14 protein-coding genes are annotated in these 15,653 nt (G+C 68.4%); 2 read left to right on the top strand and 12 right to left on the bottom strand.

The annotated features are described in order from the left end of the window. Positions 1-122: 122 nt before the first annotated feature. The 9 genes from AU195_RS12835 to AU195_RS12795 form a co-directional block, all read right to left on the bottom strand. On the bottom strand, positions 123-1,163 hold the full coding sequence (locus AU195_RS12835) for a ferrochelatase (RefSeq protein ID WP_059159447.1): 1,041 nt from the start codon (positions 1,161-1,163) through the stop codon (positions 123-125). A gap of 5 nt (positions 1,164-1,168) precedes the next feature. Beyond that, positions 1,169-1,978 carry an NADH-dependent enoyl-ACP reductase InhA gene (inhA, locus tag AU195_RS12830; RefSeq protein ID WP_059159446.1) on the bottom strand — a complete coding sequence of 270 codons (810 nt, stop codon included), beginning with the start codon at positions 1,976-1,978 and terminating at the stop codon, positions 1,169-1,171. Between the two features lie 45 nt (positions 1,979-2,023). Beyond that, a complete protein-coding gene (fabG1, locus tag AU195_RS12825; protein ID WP_059159445.1) occupies positions 2,024-2,788 on the bottom strand; it encodes a 3-oxoacyl-ACP reductase FabG1 in 765 nt (254 codons plus the stop codon). 129 nt (positions 2,789-2,917) lie between these two features. Then, positions 2,918-3,925: a VWA domain-containing protein gene (locus tag AU195_RS12820; RefSeq protein WP_059159444.1), complete on the bottom strand. Its 1,008-nt coding sequence runs from the start codon at positions 3,923-3,925 to the stop codon at positions 2,918-2,920. Between the two features lie 81 nt (positions 3,926-4,006). Then, positions 4,007-4,954: a DUF58 domain-containing protein gene (locus AU195_RS12815; protein WP_059159443.1), complete on the bottom strand. Its 948-nt coding sequence runs from the start codon at positions 4,952-4,954 to the stop codon at positions 4,007-4,009. Continuing rightward, positions 4,951-6,108, bottom strand: a complete 1,158-nt coding sequence (gene moxR1 / locus AU195_RS12810; protein WP_059159442.1) for a chaperone MoxR1 — start codon at positions 6,106-6,108, stop codon at positions 4,951-4,953. Before moxR1 ends, AU195_RS12815 begins: the two co-directional genes overlap by 4 nt. Before the next feature lie 141 nt (positions 6,109-6,249). Next, entirely contained in the window at positions 6,250-6,975 is a 726-nt protein-coding gene (gene ripB / locus AU195_RS12805; protein WP_172800560.1) for an NlpC/P60 family peptidoglycan endopeptidase RipB, read from the bottom strand. Further along, positions 6,969-8,393 (bottom strand): NlpC/P60 family peptidoglycan endopeptidase RipA, encoded by a 1,425-nt coding sequence (gene ripA, locus AU195_RS12800; RefSeq protein ID WP_059159441.1) that lies wholly within the window; start codon positions 8,391-8,393, stop codon positions 6,969-6,971. The genes ripB and ripA overlap by 7 nt, the downstream gene beginning before the upstream one ends. A gap of 219 nt (positions 8,394-8,612) precedes the next feature. Next, the gene (locus tag AU195_RS12795; RefSeq protein WP_059159440.1) at positions 8,613-9,143 is read right to left on the bottom strand and encodes an Rv1476 family membrane protein; all 531 of its coding nucleotides are present in this window, start codon (positions 9,141-9,143) and stop codon (positions 8,613-8,615) included. A gap of 189 nt (positions 9,144-9,332) precedes the next feature. On the opposite strand from AU195_RS12795, the gene acnA reads away from it, so the two are divergent. Beyond that, on the top strand, positions 9,333-12,146 hold the full coding sequence (acnA, locus tag AU195_RS12790; RefSeq protein ID WP_059159439.1) for an aconitate hydratase AcnA: 2,814 nt from the start codon (positions 9,333-9,335) through the stop codon (positions 12,144-12,146). A 13-nt stretch (positions 12,147-12,159) separates the two neighbouring features. After that, positions 12,160-12,738: a TetR/AcrR family transcriptional regulator gene (locus AU195_RS12785; RefSeq protein ID WP_059159438.1), complete on the top strand. Its 579-nt coding sequence runs from the start codon at positions 12,160-12,162 to the stop codon at positions 12,736-12,738. On the opposite strand, the gene AU195_RS25205 is transcribed toward AU195_RS12785, so the two are convergent. The 3 genes from AU195_RS25205 to AU195_RS12775 all read right to left on the bottom strand — a co-directional run bounded on the left by AU195_RS25205 (position 12,731) and on the right by AU195_RS12775 (position 15,640). Further along, entirely contained in the window at positions 12,731-12,931 is a 201-nt protein-coding gene (locus AU195_RS25205; RefSeq protein ID WP_011559843.1) for a helix-turn-helix domain-containing protein, read from the bottom strand. The genes AU195_RS12785 and AU195_RS25205 overlap by 8 nt on opposite strands. Before the next feature lie 112 nt (positions 12,932-13,043). After that, on the bottom strand, positions 13,044-14,672 hold the full coding sequence (locus tag AU195_RS12780) for an ABC-F family ATP-binding cassette domain-containing protein (protein ID WP_059159437.1): 1,629 nt from the start codon (positions 14,670-14,672) through the stop codon (positions 13,044-13,046). 134 nt (positions 14,673-14,806) lie between these two features. Continuing rightward, positions 14,807-15,640 carry an enoyl-CoA hydratase gene (locus AU195_RS12775; RefSeq protein WP_059159436.1) on the bottom strand — a complete coding sequence of 278 codons (834 nt, stop codon included), beginning with the start codon at positions 15,638-15,640 and terminating at the stop codon, positions 14,807-14,809. Positions 15,641-15,653 lie beyond the last annotated feature (13 nt).

The raw sequence follows: 15,653 nt of genomic DNA, 5'->3' as shown, positions 1-15,653 counted from the left end.
CTGGAAAACACCGGCCGAAGCCCTCAACCAACTACTGTCCAACCCACCAGCTGTTGCATCGACCGCTTGAAACCGCCAGCCGAATGACCGCCGTGGCGTCACAGTCGGCGCCCTCACGGACGTCAGCCGGTGATGCGGGCGACGCAGCGTGGCGAATCGGCGCAGGTGGTGCCGTCGACACTGTGCCCGCAGCCGGGGGCGGGGTCGGGCCCCACCACACGCTCCGGTGAGCGGTCCGAACGCAGTTCGTCGACGAGGTCCAGGGCGAGCCGGGCGTAGCGCCGGTCGGCGTTGGGCGTGCGGGCCCGGGCCATCGCGATGCCGAGACCGGCCACCTGTTCGCGTACCTCGCTGTCGAGGTCCCACACCACCTCGATGTGATCGGCCACGAACCCGATCGGGCAGATGACGACCGCCCTGGTGCCGCGCTCGGCGAGGGCGGCCACATGGTCGCCGACGTCGGGTTCGAGCCACGGGATGCGCGGCGGACCCGACCGCGACTGCCACACCTGGTCGAATTCGGCGTATCCGGCCGCTGCGGCCACCAGCCGGGCGGCGTAGGCGACCTGGCGGCTGTAGAGGTGCGGACCGTGCCGCTCGTCTGCGGCGACCGGGATGGAGTGGGCGGTGAACACCAGCCGGGCCTCGTCGCGCAACTCGGCCGGAAGTGACTGTACGGCAACGCGAATCGACTCGGCGAACATCTCCACGAGCAGCGGGTGGTCGAAGTAGTGCCGCAACTTGACCAGGTGCGGGGCGTCGTCGCCTGCGGCTGCACGGCCCCGCGCGATGTCCTCGTTGTACTGCGTGCAGCTGGAATACCCGCCCCACGCCGAGGTCGCGAACACCGCCGCGCGGCGCACCCCGTCGTCGCGCATCGCGGTCACGGCGTCCTCGACGTAGGGGTCCCAGTTGCGGTTGCCGAAGTACACGGGCAACGTCTCACCGCGGGCGTCGAGTTCGGCTTCGATCTCGGCGATCAGCGCCCGGTTGATGCCGTTGATCGGTGAGACGCCCCCGAAGTGCAGATAGTGTTCGGCCACGCTCGCCAGCCGTTCCCGCGGGATCCCGCGGCCCCGGGTGACGTTCTCGAGGAACGGCATCACCTGATCGGGGCCCTCGGGTCCGCCGAAGGAGAGCACCAGCAGCGCGTCGAACTCCATGGCGGCTAGAGCAACTGGGTGTGCGCGCCGCCGTCGGCGTACACGACGGTGCCGGTGGTGGCCGGCAGCCAGTCCGACAGCAGGGCGCACACGGTTTTGGCCACCGGCGTCGGGTCCTTCATGTTCCAGCCGATCGGCGCCCGCTGATCCCAGCCCTCCTCGAGCAGTTTCATCTGCTCACCGGCCTCGGCGCCCAGGGCGCCGCCGACGATGGCACTCATGGCCAGCGTCCGGATCGGTCCCGCCGCAACGAGATTGGAGCGCACACCGTACGGGCCGGCCTCCCGCGCGACGAAGCGGTTGACCGACTCCAGCGCGCTCTTGGCCACCGTCATCCAGTTGTAGGCCGGCATGGCGCGGGTGGGGTCGAAGTCCATGCCGACGATGCCGCCGCCGCGGTTCATGATCGGGAGCGTGGCCTTGGCCAGCGACGCATACGAGTAGGCGGAGATGTGGATGCCCTTGGCGACGTCCTCGTACGGCGCGTCGAAGAACGGGTTGACGCCCATCCCGGTCTGCGGCATGAAACCGATGGAGTGCACCACGCCGTCGAGCTTGTTGCCCTCGCCGATCTCGGCGGTGACGCGGTCGGCCAGCGTGTCGAGGTGCTCCTGGTTCTGCACGTCGAGTTCCAGCAGCGGCGCCGGATTCGGCAGCCGGTCGCAGATCCGCCGGATCAGCTTCATCCGGTCGAAGCCGGTCAGCACCAGTTCCGCGCCCGCCTCCTGGGCGACCTTGGCGATGTAGAAGGCGATCGACGAGTCGGTGATGATCCCCGTGACGAGGATGCGCTTGCCTTCGAGAAACCCTGCCATCGTTGAAGTCCTTATCTCTCTTAGTGGCGCTGTGCTGCCGCGGGCCTAATGGCCCATCCCCATGCCGCCGTCGACCGGGATGACCGCACCGGCGATGTAACTGGCGTCTTCCGACGCCAGGAAGCTCACCGCTCCGGCGACCTCCTCGGCGGTGCCGACCCGTTTGGCCGGGATGAATTCGAGTGCCCCCGCCTGGATCCGCTCGTCCAACGAGCGGGTCATCTCGGTATCGATGTAGCCGGGGGCCACCACGTTGGCGGTGACGCCGGCTTTCGACAGCTCACGGGAGATCGAGCGGGCCATGCCGATCAGGCCGGCCTTGGCGGCGGCGTAATTGGCCTGGTTGCCGATGCCCCACATGCCGGACACCGAACCGATGAAGATGATCCGGCCGAACCGCTTGCGCTGCATGCTGCGTGACGCCCGCTGCGCCACCCGGAACGCGCCGGTGAGGTTCGCGTTGATGACCTCCTCGAACCGCTCCTCGGTCATCCGCATCAGGAATGCGTCCTTGGAGATGCCCGCGTTGGAGACCAGCACCTCGACCGGGCCCTGGTGTTCCTCGACCTCTTTGAAGGCGCGGTCGACGGCGTCGTTGTCGGTGACGTCACACTCGACGCCGAACAACCCTTCGGGGGCGCCGGAGCCGCGGTGGGTGACCGCGACCTTGTGGCCGTCGGCGAGGAGACGCTGCGCGATCGCCAGGCCGATGCCGCGGTTACCGCCGGTGACCAGTACAGATCGGGAGACGAACGGCGGTCGGCCGCCGGCGGCCTGGCTCTCGGTGTCGGCTACTGCGCTGTCGGTCATGTCCGTCAACTTAACGTCTGGCCCGTCGTCCGCCGAAATCGGCCGTCGGGTCGCCGAGATCGACGTTTCGCCGCGATCTACTCACACTTTCGCGCCCATTTGTTCGTTTCGGCGCAAGGGCGGGGAGGGTCATCCGGGCAGGCGCCGGTTGAACAGCAACGCGGCGAGCGCCGACAACGCCAGCACGAGCGCGCCCAGGCGCAGCCAGCCGACGCTGGCGTCGCCCTTGATCGTCTCGTAGCCGATCTGCTGCTGCAGGTTGGCGTAGACCTCGCGGAGCTGCTCGAGGCTCGACGCGGTGAACGCCTCACCCTCCGATAGGTCCGCGATCTTCTTCAGCATCTGGTCGTCGACCGGCACCGGCTGGCGCTGCTCGTTGATCTCGACGTAGCCGTACGGCGTGCCGAAGGAGATCGTCGAGATCGGCACGCCCTGGTCCTTGGCGGTCCGCGCCGCGGTGAACGCGCCCTTGGGGTTGTCCGGATTCGACGGCACCGTCTCCTTGCCGTCGGAGAACAGCACGACGCGCGCCGGCGGCGGCTCGTCCCCGCCGCCGATGACGGCGCCGACGGTGGCGATGGCCTGCAGGGCGGTGAAGATGCCCTCACCGGTCGCGGTGCGGTCGGCCAGCTGCAGTTTGTCGATCGCGTTCTTGGTGGCCTCGCGATTGGTGGTCGGCGACACCAGCACCGTGGCCGTGCCCGCGTAGGCGATCAGGCCCAGGTTGATGCCGGGTGTCAACTCGTCGGCGAACTGCTTGGAGGCCTCCTGCGCGGCGGCCAGGCGGCTCGGTGACACGTCGGTGGCGCGCATCGACTGCGACACGTCGATCACCAGCATCACCACGGCGCGGTTGCGCGGGACCCGCACATCGCGCGTCGGCCCCGCCATGGCGACTGTGAGCAGCACCAGCGAGGCGACCAGCAGGATCGCCGGCACGTGCCGCCAGCGGTTCGGCCGGTTCGGCGCGACGCTTTCGAGCAGCTCCATGTTGGCGAAGCGCAGGATCCGGCGCTGCCGGGCCAGCGCGACGACGACGTAGAGCCCGGCCAGGCCCAGCACGACGATCAGGAACAGGAAGAACCACGGATGTTCGAAACCCGAGAAAGACATCGGGCCGAGCAGCGGTAAAGTCATGTGCGGCTTGTCATTTCGTTGTCACGACACAGTGGACAGGTCATCGGCGGCCATGTGCTCCTCACGCGGGCGCTCATCGCGCTACCGGCCGGCCATGGCTCCGCGCCGGCGGCTCGCCACGAACCTCACCACGTCGGCGATCCAATCCCGGTCGGTGCGCAGGCTCAGCAGCGGGGCGTCGCAGCGCCGCAGCGTGCGGGCCACTTCGGCCCGGTGCTCGGCGGCCGCCCGCTCGAAGTCCTCACGCAACTGATGGTCGATGGTGAATTCGCGCGTCACCCCGGTCTCGGCGTCCTGCAGCACGACGTCGCCGACCTCGGGCAGCTCGACATCGCGCGGATCGAGCACCTCGATGCCCAGCACCTCGTGGCGACCGGCGATGGCCCGCAGCGGGCGCATCCAGTTGATGGGTCCGAGGAAGTCGCTGATGACCACCGCCATCCCGCGCCTGCGCTCGGGACGGCGCAACGCGTCGATCGCCTCGGCGAGGTTGCCGCGGACCCCCGGCGGGGCCTTCGGCGTGGTCGCGATGGTCCGCAACACCTCCTGCTCGTGCATGCGCCCCGACAGCGCGGGCACGCGCCGCATGGTCTCTCCGTTGGAGATCACCGCACCGAGCCGGTTGCCGCCGCCGCTGTTGAGGAATGCGATGGCGGCGGCCGCGGCCACCGCGAGGTCGCGCTTCTCACACCCCGCGGTGCCGAAGTCGAGGCTGGCCGACATGTCGACCACCAGCCACGTCTCCAACTCGCGGTCGGCGATCATCTCCCGCACGTGCGGGACGGTGGTGCGCGCGGTCACCGACCAGTCCATCCGGCGCACGTCGTCGCCGGGCTGGTAGATCCGCGACTCCCCCGGCTCCGAACCCGGACCCGGGATCAGGCCGAGGTGATCACCGTGCAGGACGCCGTCGAGTTTGCGCCGGACGGTGAGTTCCAGCTTGCGCAGCGCCGCCGACAGTGCGGGGTCGCGGATCTGCCCACGCTGCAGCGACGGCAGATCGACCGAACGGCCGTCGGAGGAGGTCACCGACCGCCCGCCACACCCGCTCCGGCCGGGACCGCGGGCTGCGCCGAAGGACCTTGTTGCGGAATGGCATTGACCTGCGGCAGCGCGACGGTCTGCATGATGCGGTTGATCACCGTCTCCGAGGAGACCTCGTCGGCCAGCGCGTCGTAGGTGAGCACGAGGCGGTGGCGCAGCACGTCCGGGATCACCTCGACGACGTCCTGCGGGATGACGTAGTCGCGGCCGCGGATCAGCGCCAGCGCGCGGGATGCGGCGATGATGCCCAGCGACGCACGCGGCGAGGCGCCATAGGCGATCCAGGACTTGGCGTCGGGCATGCCGAACTTCTCCGGTTCCCGGGTCGCGGTGACGATGCGGACCACGTAGTCGACCAGCGCGTGGTGCACGAAGGTGTTGGCCGCGACGTCCTGCAGGCGCAGCAGGTCACCGGTGGCGAGGATCTGCTTGGGCTCCGGGGGCTTCACACCCATCCGGTAGATGATCTCGCGCTCTTCCTCGGGCGACGGGTAGTCGATGTTGAGCTTGAACAGGAAGCGGTCGCGCTGCGCCTCGGGCAGGGCGTACACGCCCTCCTGCTCGATCGGGTTCTGGGTCGCCATGACGAGGAAGGGCTGCGGCAGCGGGAAGGTCTTGCCGCCGATGGAGATCTTCCGTTCGGCCATCACCTCGAGCAGTGCGGACTGCACCTTCGCGGGAGCGCGGTTGATCTCGTCGGCGAGCAGGAAGTTCACCACGACGGGGCCGAGTTCGATGTCGAACTCCTCCTTGCCCTGGCGGAAGATGCGGGTGCCGACGATGTCGGTGGGCACCAGGTCGGGGGTGAACTGGATGCGCGCGAACGTGCCGCCGACCACCTTGGCGAAGGTCTCGACCGCCAGCGTCTTGGCCACACCCGGGACGCCCTCGAGCAGGACGTGCCCCTTGGCGAGCAGTCCGACGAGCATCCGCTCCACCAGCCGGTCCTGCCCGACGATGATGCGCTTGACCTCGAAGATCGCCCGCTCGAGTGTGTGCACCTCGGACTGCAGGCCGCCGTTGTTCTGCGCGCCGGCGGGGCCCTGGGGCGCGGCGTGGGAACCGGAGGGGAATCCCTGCGCGGGGTTCGGACCGGAATAACCTCCGGCGCCCTGCGGCGGCCCACTCGGTGACGTCATCGAGATTCCTCCCACTGTTGCTTCCTCATGGCCATGCCGCAGGCGTGTCCCGCGTCAGCACCAGGGCGCCCGGCGCCCGCCGTCAACTATTCCAGGCACTCCGGAATCCGTCGACGTTGCCCGGTCCGCCTCAGGCTGTGCTCAGGATTCGATGATGCGGGCCACGTAAGGCTGCAGGCCGGCTGTGCGCACGGGGCTGGTGGTCACCTTGCCGGCGCTACCCGAGGACTCGAGCATCTGCCCGTTTCCGAGGTACATGGCCACGTGCTGGCTGCCCCCAGGACCCCAGAACAAGAGGTCGCCTCGTTTCGCCTGCGACGTGGGCACTTTGCGCCCGGTGTTGTACTGGTCGCCCGAGTACTTGGGGATCAGCACGCCGACCCCGGCGTAGGAGAACTGGGTGAAGCCCGAGCAGTCGTAGCCGACGATGTTGGCGCCGGAGTCGACGCCGCGGCTCGGGCCGTTCGGCTTGCCGCCGCCCCAGGAGTACGGGGTGCCCATCTGCGAGGCGCCCCGCCGGATGACGTATTCGATCGCCTGCGGACCGCGCACGCGTCCCGGCGCCACGCCGGCGGGCGCGGAGGACCCGCCGATACCGATGCTGGAGAGGAATTTGCGGCCCAGGTCCATGGTCACCTGGGTGGCCTGCGCGGTGGCCTGCAGCGAGGCGTTGGCGATGGCCAGCGGATCCCCCGGCGCCCCGGCACTGAGCAGTTTGGGCAGGGTGGGGTCCCACTGCCCGTCGTCGGGCGCCGCCGTCGCCGGACTGGTCACCCCGACCAGCAGCGCGACCGCGGCCGCCGCCACGAGCAAGATCTTGACGCCGTGGAAGAGCGTGCGGCGCAACGAGTTCAACAATCTCACCATTCGATAAGCCGGGTCGCGTATGGGGTCATGCCGCTGGTGCGCACCGGCGAGATCTTGACCACCGACCCGGTGTAGGGGGCTTCGAGCATCTGACCGTCGCCGAGGTAGAGCGCGACGTGCTGGCTGGCGTTGGGACCCCAGAACAGCATGTCGCCGCGGCGCATCTGCGAGCTGGGCACCTTGCGGCCCGCGTTGTACTGCGAGCCCGAGTAGTGGTCGAGCTTGATGCCGACACCGGCGAACGCGTACAGCATCAGCCCGGAGCAGTCGAAGCCGACGGTGCCTGCGCCGGAATCGATTCCGCGACTCGGGCCGGCCGCGTTGCCGCCGCCCCACGAGTACGGGACACCCATCTGCGACATCGCCCGCCGAATGACGTACTCCGTGGCCTGCTTGCCCGCGACGCGCGGGATGGCGCCGTTGGTGTAACCGGTGGGGGTGGGCAGCAGACCGATCTTCTGCAGGAACGTACGCCCCATCTGCTGGGTCACCTGCGCGGAGGTGGCCGTGATACCCAGGACGGCGTTGATGATCGCGATCGGGTCGCCGCTGACGAACGCGCTGGGGATGGCGGGCAGGGTGGGATCCCATGCGGTGTCCCAGTTGCCTGCGGACGGTGCCGACGTGCCGGGGGCGCGGTCCCAGTTCGTCGCGGGCCCGGATGCGGCGGCCTGCGGGGCGGCCGACGGCGCGGCAGGGGCGGCCGGCGCCGGCGCCGAGGCCTTGCGGACCTCGGCGAGGCGCGCCTGGGCGGCCGTGCGTTCGGCGCTGAGACGGTTCAGTTCGGCTTGCTGGCTCCCGAAGTTCTGCTGCGCCTCGGTGAGCGCGGCGACGGCGGTGCGCTGGCTGGCCTCGGCGTCGGCGGCGGCCTGGTCGGCCTTCTGCTTGGCCAGTCGCGCCGCGGACTCCTTGTTGACCTGTTCGGTCCGTGCCCGCTGCAGGCCCTCCATCACCCGCGCCGAACTGATCGACAGGGTCTTGGCGGTCGACGCGGTGTGCAGGACGTCGGCCGGATCCGCGGCGGTGACGTACGACGACGACGGACCACTGACGTAGGTGGCGGCGGCGAAGGTGTCGAACCGCTTCTGCGCGCCGGCGATCGCGATGTTGGCGTCCTCGATGCCGCGTCGGCTGGCCTCGAGTTCCCGCTGGGCGGTCGCGGCCGCATCGCGGGCGTTCTGCACGTCGAGGATCGCCTTGTTGACACTCTCCTGCGTGCTCTGCACGGCGGCGCCGAGGTCCTGCAGCTTCTGGTTGGCGTTGGCGACCGCGGCCACCAGGCTCGCGACGTTGTCGGTGTCCGCCGACCCGGGAGCCCCGCTCCACAGCGCCGTCGACATCAGCATTCCGACGGTCAGAGGTAGCGCGCACATCCGGCCGAGAAGCCGGGAAGCGGAGGCGCGAGCGGTGCGTCTCATTCGACTCAAGTCTCCTAGGGGTCGACGCGAACGCGAGGTTCGTGAGGGGCACCGATGCACACAAGTCACATCAGGCACAGCGACAACATTGGGTACCGAATGCACCGTACGTCACAATCGACGCTGAAGAAACTTTAGTCACAAATTACATGTTTGTAATTGAATTAACTGTTATCGAATGGTGATCTCTGGAATTGCGCGACGCAACGAAGAAGGGCGTCAGCGCTGGTCAGAGTCGGTGGGAGTGGCTTCAGCCGCGGCGGCGCGTTTGCCTCGAACCTGTAACCACCGGGTGGCCGCGGTCGCCGCAGCGACGCCGATAAGCAGCGCAATGGTCAATGCGGTCCAGGGAAAGTCGGGCGTGGTGAGTTGTCCGACGAAATTCTTCGACGACTGCACGGGATCGCCGGTCTTGGCGAGGTCCTGCCCGGCCTCGAGCGTCACACGGTCGAGGGTCGAACTGTAGGTCCCGGCGTAGGACGGGCTCAACGCCAGCACGGTCGACCCCGGGTACGCCTGACCGACCTCGGTCGCGATGTCCCGCAGCGGAGTGTCGATGTGGGGGTTGGTGTCGATGACGACGATCTTGAGATCGATGCCGTCCGAGCGCGCCTCGGAGACCACCTGGCGCAGTCCCGCCACGTCGGCGCCGGGCGCACTGACCCCGTCGTCCCCGACGTCGGCGATCACTTTGTTCATGTCGACGTCCGGCGGGATGAACCCGGGCAGGAACGGGATGACATGCGGCATGAGGTCACCCTGAGTCACAGGCAGACCGTACCGCGCGAGCGGGTATCCGGATGGCAGCACCCGCGCGCGAGGACCAGACTGTGATGCAGATGCGACACCGACTGAGGGTGTTTTGCAGGACAAGCGTACTGTTAGAATCGGAAACGCCGCCGACACAGCCCGTCGCGGCGAGAACAACCGGGAGTTGATGTGAGCAGCAAGGATTCGTCGATAAACTCGTTTGATGCCCGTGACACCCTGAAGGTCGGGGACAAGTCTTACGAGATCTACCGCCTCGACGCCGTTCCCGGCACCGACAAACTGCCGTACAGCCTCAAGGTGCTCGCGGAGAATCTGCTGCGCACCGAGGACGGCTCCAACATCACCAATGACCACATCGAGGCCATCGCGAACTGGGATCCCGAGGCCGATCCGAGCATCGAGATCCAGTTCACCCCCGCCCGTGTGATCATGCAGGACTTCACCGGCGTGCCGTGCATCGTCGACCTCGCGACCATGCGTGAGGCGGTCGGCGAACTCGGCGGCGACCCGCAGAAGGTCAACCCGCTGGCACCCGCCGACCTCGTCATCGACCACTCGGTGATCGCCGATCTGTTCGGCACCGCGAACGCATTCGAGCGCAACGTGGAGATCGAATACGAGCGCAACGGCGAGCGCTACCAGTTCCTGCGCTGGGGTCAGGGCGCCTTCGACGACTTCAAGGTCGTACCGCCCGGCACCGGCATCGTGCACCAGGTCAACATCGAGTACCTGGCCAGCGTCGTGATGGAGCGCGACGGGGTGGCCTATCCCGACACCTGTGTGGGAACCGACAGCCACACCACGATGGAGAACGGTCTCGGCGTGCTCGGCTGGGGCGTCGGCGGCATCGAGGCCGAGGCCGCGATGCTGGGCCAGCCGGTCTCGATGCTCATCCCCCGCGTCGTCGGGTTCAAGCTCACCGGTGAGCGCCGCGCCGGCGTGACGGCCACCGACGTGGTGCTGACCGTCACCGAGATGCTGCGCAAGCACGGCGTGGTCGGCAAGTTCGTCGAGTTCTACGGCGAGGGCGTCGCCGAGGTGCCGCTGGCCAACCGCGCGACCCTGGGCAACATGAGCCCGGAGTTCGGTTCCACCGCCGCGATCTTCCCGATCGACGACGTGACCATCGACTACCTGCGGATGACCGGCCGCAGCGACGAGCAACTGGCGCTGGTCGAGGCGTACGCCAAGGAACAGGGCATGTGGCACGACCCGAGCCGCGAGCCGAAGTTCTCGGAGTACCTCGAGCTCGACCTCGCCGACGTGGTGCCCTCGATCGCCGGACCGAAGCGCCCGCAGGACCGGATCGCGCTCGACGATGCGAAGTCGGCGTTCCGCAAGGACATCCACAACTACGTCGAGAACGGCAACTCCCCCGCGCACTCCAACATCGACGAGGCGGTCGAGGAGACCTTCCCGGGCAGCGATCCGGTGTCCCTGTCGTTCGCCGAGGAGGACTCGGTCGACGTGGTGTCGGCCGCCAACGGCGCGGAGGGCCGGCCGAGCAACCCGGTCGCCGTGAAGTCCGACGACCGCGGCGAGTTCGTCATCGACCACGGCGCCGTCGTGATCGCCGCGATCACCTCCTGCACCAACACCTCCAACCCCGAGGTGATGCTCGGCGCGGCGCTGCTGGCCAAGAACGCCGTCGAGAAGGGCCTGACCAGCAAGCCCTGGGTCAAGACCACGATGGCACCCGGCTCGCAGGTCGTCACCGACTACTACGACAAGGCGGGCCTGTGGCCGTACCTGGAGAAGCTGGGCTTCTTCCTGGTCGGCTACGGCTGCACCACCTGCATCGGCAACAGCGGTCCGCTGCCCGAGGAGATCAGCAAGGCCATCAACGACAACGACCTGTCGGTGACCGCGGTGCTGTCGGGTAACCGCAACTTCGAGGGCCGGATCAACCCGGACGTGAAGATGAACTACCTGGCATCCCCGCCGCTGGTGATCGCCTATGCGCTGGCCGGCAGCATGGACTTCGACTTCGAGAACGACTGCCTGGGCACCGACGAGGACGGCAACCAGGTGTTCCTCAAGGACATCTGGCCGTCGCAGCAGGACATCAACGACACCATCGCCTCCGCGATCAACACGGACATGTTCACGAAGAACTACGCCGACGTGTTCAAGGGCGACGAGCGGTGGCGCAACCTGCCCACCCCGAGCGGTGACACCTTCGAGTGGGCCGACGACTCCACCTACGTGCGCAAGCCCCCGTACTTCGACGGGATGCCCGCCGAGCCGGAGCCGGTCAGCGACATCACCGGCGCGCGGGTTCTCGCGCTGCTGGGCGACTCCGTCACCACCGACCACATCTCCCCCGCAGGCAGCATCAAGCCGGGCACCCCGGCCGCGCAGTACCTCGAGGAACACGGCGTCGAGAAGAAGGACTACAACTCCTACGGATCGCGCCGCGGCAACCACGAGGTGATGATCCGGGGCACCTTCGCCAACATCCGGCTCAAGAACCAGCTGCTCGACGACGTGTCCGGTGGCTACACGCGGGACTTCACCGACGGCGGCGAGCAGGCCTTCATCTACGACGCCGCACAGAACTACGCCGCGCAGGACATCCCGCTGGTGGTGTTGGGCGGTAAGGAGTACGGGTCGGGTTCGTCGCGGGACTGGGCCGCCAAGGGCACCAGCCTGCTGGGTGTGCGCGCGGTCATCACCGAGTCGTTCGAACGCATCCACCGGTCGAACCTCATCGGCATGGGCGTCATCCCGCTCCAGTTCCCCGAGGGCGAGTCCGCGGCGTCGCTGAAGCTCGACGGCACCGAGACGTTCGACATCACCGGGATCGAGGCGCTCAACGAGGGCAAGACCCCGAAGACGGTGCACGTCAAGGCGGCCAAAGAGGGCGGCGAGACGGTCGAATTCGACGCGGTGGTGCGCATCGACACCCCCGGCGAGGCCGACTACTACCGCAACGGCGGCATCCTGCAGTACGTGCTGCGCAACATGCTGAAGTCCACGTAACCGGAGCTGGACGATGCCCCGGGTCACCGACGACCATCTGGCGGCGCGCCGTCGTCAGATCCTCGACGGCGCCCGGCGCTGCTTTGCGCAGTACGGATACGACAAGGCGACCGTGCGGCGGCTCGAGGACACCATCGGGCTGTCGCGCGGCGCCATCTTCCACCACTTCCGCGACAAGGACACGCTGTTCTTCGAGCTGGCCCGCGAAGATGCCGAGCGGATGGCCGACGTCGCCTCCCGGGAGGGTCTGATTCAGGTCATGCGTGACCTGCTGGCGGCGCCCGACCAGTTCGACTGGTTGGCCACCCGGTTGGAGATCGCGCGCAAACTGCGCAACGACCCGGTGTTCCACCAGGGCTGGGAGGAACGCTCCGCCGAACTGTCCGCGGCCACCACCGCTCGGCTGCACAGGCAGAAGGAGGCGGGCCGGCTACGCGACGACGTCCCCAGCGAGGTGCTGCAGACCTATCTCGACCTGGTGCTCGACGGGCTCGTCGCGCGGCTCGCCTCCGGCGACGACCCGAAGAAGCTCGGCGCGGTCCTCGACCTCGTCGAGGCCTCGGTGCGCCAGCAGGGGTCCGGCGTCAGCTGACGCTGGACCGCCGCGAACGGTGGTTGGGTCCACCGCGGCTGCGCATCGTCGTACCGGACTCGCGCAGCATGCTGTGGATCGACCCGTAGGAACGTCCGGTTTTCGCCACCAACGCGCGGATACTCGCGCCCCCCTCATACTCGGCCCGCAACTCGTTGAGTAGTTCTTCCCGGGACTTTTCAGACTTCTTCATTGACATCTCCCCGCTGTTGCGATGCCCCGACTGCTTCTGAGAATTACCCGCTGGGGCTGCCGCTAATCGGCGGTGGCGTCAGTTGTCGTCAATCAATCGACACCCGGTGTGACTAGGCGAGCTCGATGAGCTCCCGGTACTCCTCGGACCAGTAATCCTCGGTCCCGTCGGGAAGCAGCACCACCCGCTGCGGTTCCAGCGCCTCGGCGGCGCCGGGATCGTGGGTGACGAGCACGACGGCCCCCTGGTAGCTGCGCAGGGCGTCGAGGACCTGCTCGCGCGAGGCCGGGTCGAGGTTGTTGGTGGGTTCGTCGAGCAGCAGCACGTTGGCGGTGGACGCCACCAGCCCGGCCAGGGCCAGCCGGGTCTTCTCGCCACCGGACAGGGTGCCCGCCGGCTGGTCGAGCTGAGGTCCGCTGAACATGAACGCCCCGAGGAGGCTGCGCAGATCCTGCTCGCCGGTATCGGGTGCGGCGTGCCGGATGTTCTCCCACACCGAGGCGTTGCCGTCGATGGTGTCGTGCTCCTGCGCGAAATATCCCAGCTTCAGTCCGTGCCCGGGTTCGACGGCACCGGCATCGGCTTTCTCCACTCCGGCCAGGATCCGCAGCAGCGTGGTCTTACCCGCGCCGTTGAGTCCGAGTACGACGACGCGGGAGCCTTTGTCGATCGCCAGGTCGACGCCGGTGAAGATCTCGAGCGAGCCGTAGGTCTTGGTGAGACCCTTGGCCACCAACGGCGTGCGACCGCACACCGCAGGCGTCGGGAACCTGATCTTAGCCACCTTGTCGGCCACCCGCTCGTCGTCCAGAGACGCCAGCATCCGGTCGGCGCGCCGCAACATGTTCTGTGCGGCAACGGCTTTGGTCGCCTTCGCGCCCATCTTGGCGGCCTGTGTGCGCAGCGCAGAAGCCTTCTTCTCGGCATTGGCCCGTTCCCGGCGCCTGCGTTGCTCGTCGGTCGCTCGGGCGTCGAGATACTTCTGCCAGCCCATGTTGTAGACGTCGGCCTCACCGCGGACGGCGTCGAGGAACCACACGCGGTTGACCACCGCGGCGAGCAGATCCACGTCGTGGCTGATCACCACCAGGCCCCCGGTGTGGTTGTGCAGGAAATCTCGAAGCCACGTGATGGAGTCGGCGTCGAGGTGGTTGGTCGGTTCGTCCAGCAGCAGCGTGGTGGCCGAACCCGAACCGCTGTCGCTGGCCGCGAACAGGATCCGCGCCAGCTCGACCCGGCGCCGCTGACCGCCCGAGAGCGTGCGCAGCGACTGGGTCAGCACGCGTTCGGGCAGTCCGAGGCTCGCGCAGATCCGGCCGGCCTCGCTCTCGGCGGCGTAACCGCCGAGTGCGGCGAAGCGTTCCTCGAGCTGACCGTAGCGCCGCACCGCCTTGTCGCGGGCCGCGTCGTCGGCCACCTCGGCCATCAGCACCTGCTGCTTCTCGAGGTTGGCCAGCAGTGTGTCCAGGCCGCGCGCCGAGAGGACGCGGTCCCTGGCCAGCACGTCGAGGTCGCCCTCGCGGGGGTCCTGCGGAAGATAGCCCACCTCACCGCTGCGGGTGACGGTGCCGGCGTAGGGTTCGCCTTCGCCGGCCAGGATGCGCATGGTGGTGGTCTTGCCCGCGCCGTTGCGCCCGACCAGCCCGATCCGGTCGCCGGGCTGCACGCGCAGCGTCGTGCCCTCGGTGTAGAGCAGCGTGCGCGCCCCGGCGCGGACCTCCAGGTCCGTTGCGGTGATCACGGGCGCGTTTCCTCCATACGGGGGTGGGTGACGAAATTCGGGCGCGACGAAGCCGGCCGCCATGACATGGCTACGTCGAGGTTACGTGCAGGTCGGCACCGCACGCCAACTCATTACGGCGGTCGTGGCGACGCTCACGCTTTGTCGTCGGTGAAGACCGCGGGGCGCTTCTCCTTGCGCGCCGCGACCGCTTCCTCGAAGTTCGCGGTGAGCAGCCGCACGTAGAGCTGGCCGAGACCTTCGGCCTGCATGTGCGCTTCGAGGCTGGCGGCGTCCAGACCGCTCCACAGGGTGCGTTTGGTCAGCTCCACACCGGGGCGGGAGAACGCCGCGATGCGCTCGGCGATCTCGCAGCAGACGTCGAGCAGATCCTGTTCGGGGACGGTGCGCGACACCAACCCGATGCGCTGCGCCTCATCGGCGTCGACGTCGCGGCCGGTCAGCATGATCTCGAACGCGCGCGACGAGCCGATGGCGCGCGGCAGCAGGTAGCTCAGGCCGAGTTCACTCGCGGTGAGGCCGTTGTTGATGCCCGCGGCCCGGAAGTAAGCGCCGGATGCGGCCACCCGGATGTCCGCGGCCAGCGCGAGGCAGAGCCCGCCGCCGATCGCCGCGCCGTTCACCGCGGCGATCACCGGTTGGTGCATCTTGCGCAACGCGAGGATGACGTCGTCGAGGATCTCCATCGACCGCAATCCGTACGACGGCCGGGTCAGCCCGTCGACGTGCGGCACCGAACCCGCCGATTTGTGGTCGGCGCCGGAGGAGAAACCCCGGCCTGCCCCGGTGAGCACGACCGCGCGCACGGAGTTGTCGTAGGTCAGCTCGTGGAGGACGTCGCATAGCGGCACCATGACGTCGAAGGCCATGGAGTTCATCCGCTCCGGGCGGTTGAGCGTCACCACCGCGACCTGCGGACGCGGGCGGTCGACGAGGACGTACGAGTCGTGTGCGGTCACGCAGAGCACGCTAGCGCGTGCC

Source organism: Mycobacterium sp. IS-1496 (assembly GCF_001499995.1).
Lineage (GTDB): Bacteria > Actinomycetota > Actinomycetes > Mycobacteriales > Mycobacteriaceae > Mycobacterium.
Note: the sequence above shows the minus strand (reverse complement) of the source record. Positions and strands in the feature narration are given on the sequence as shown.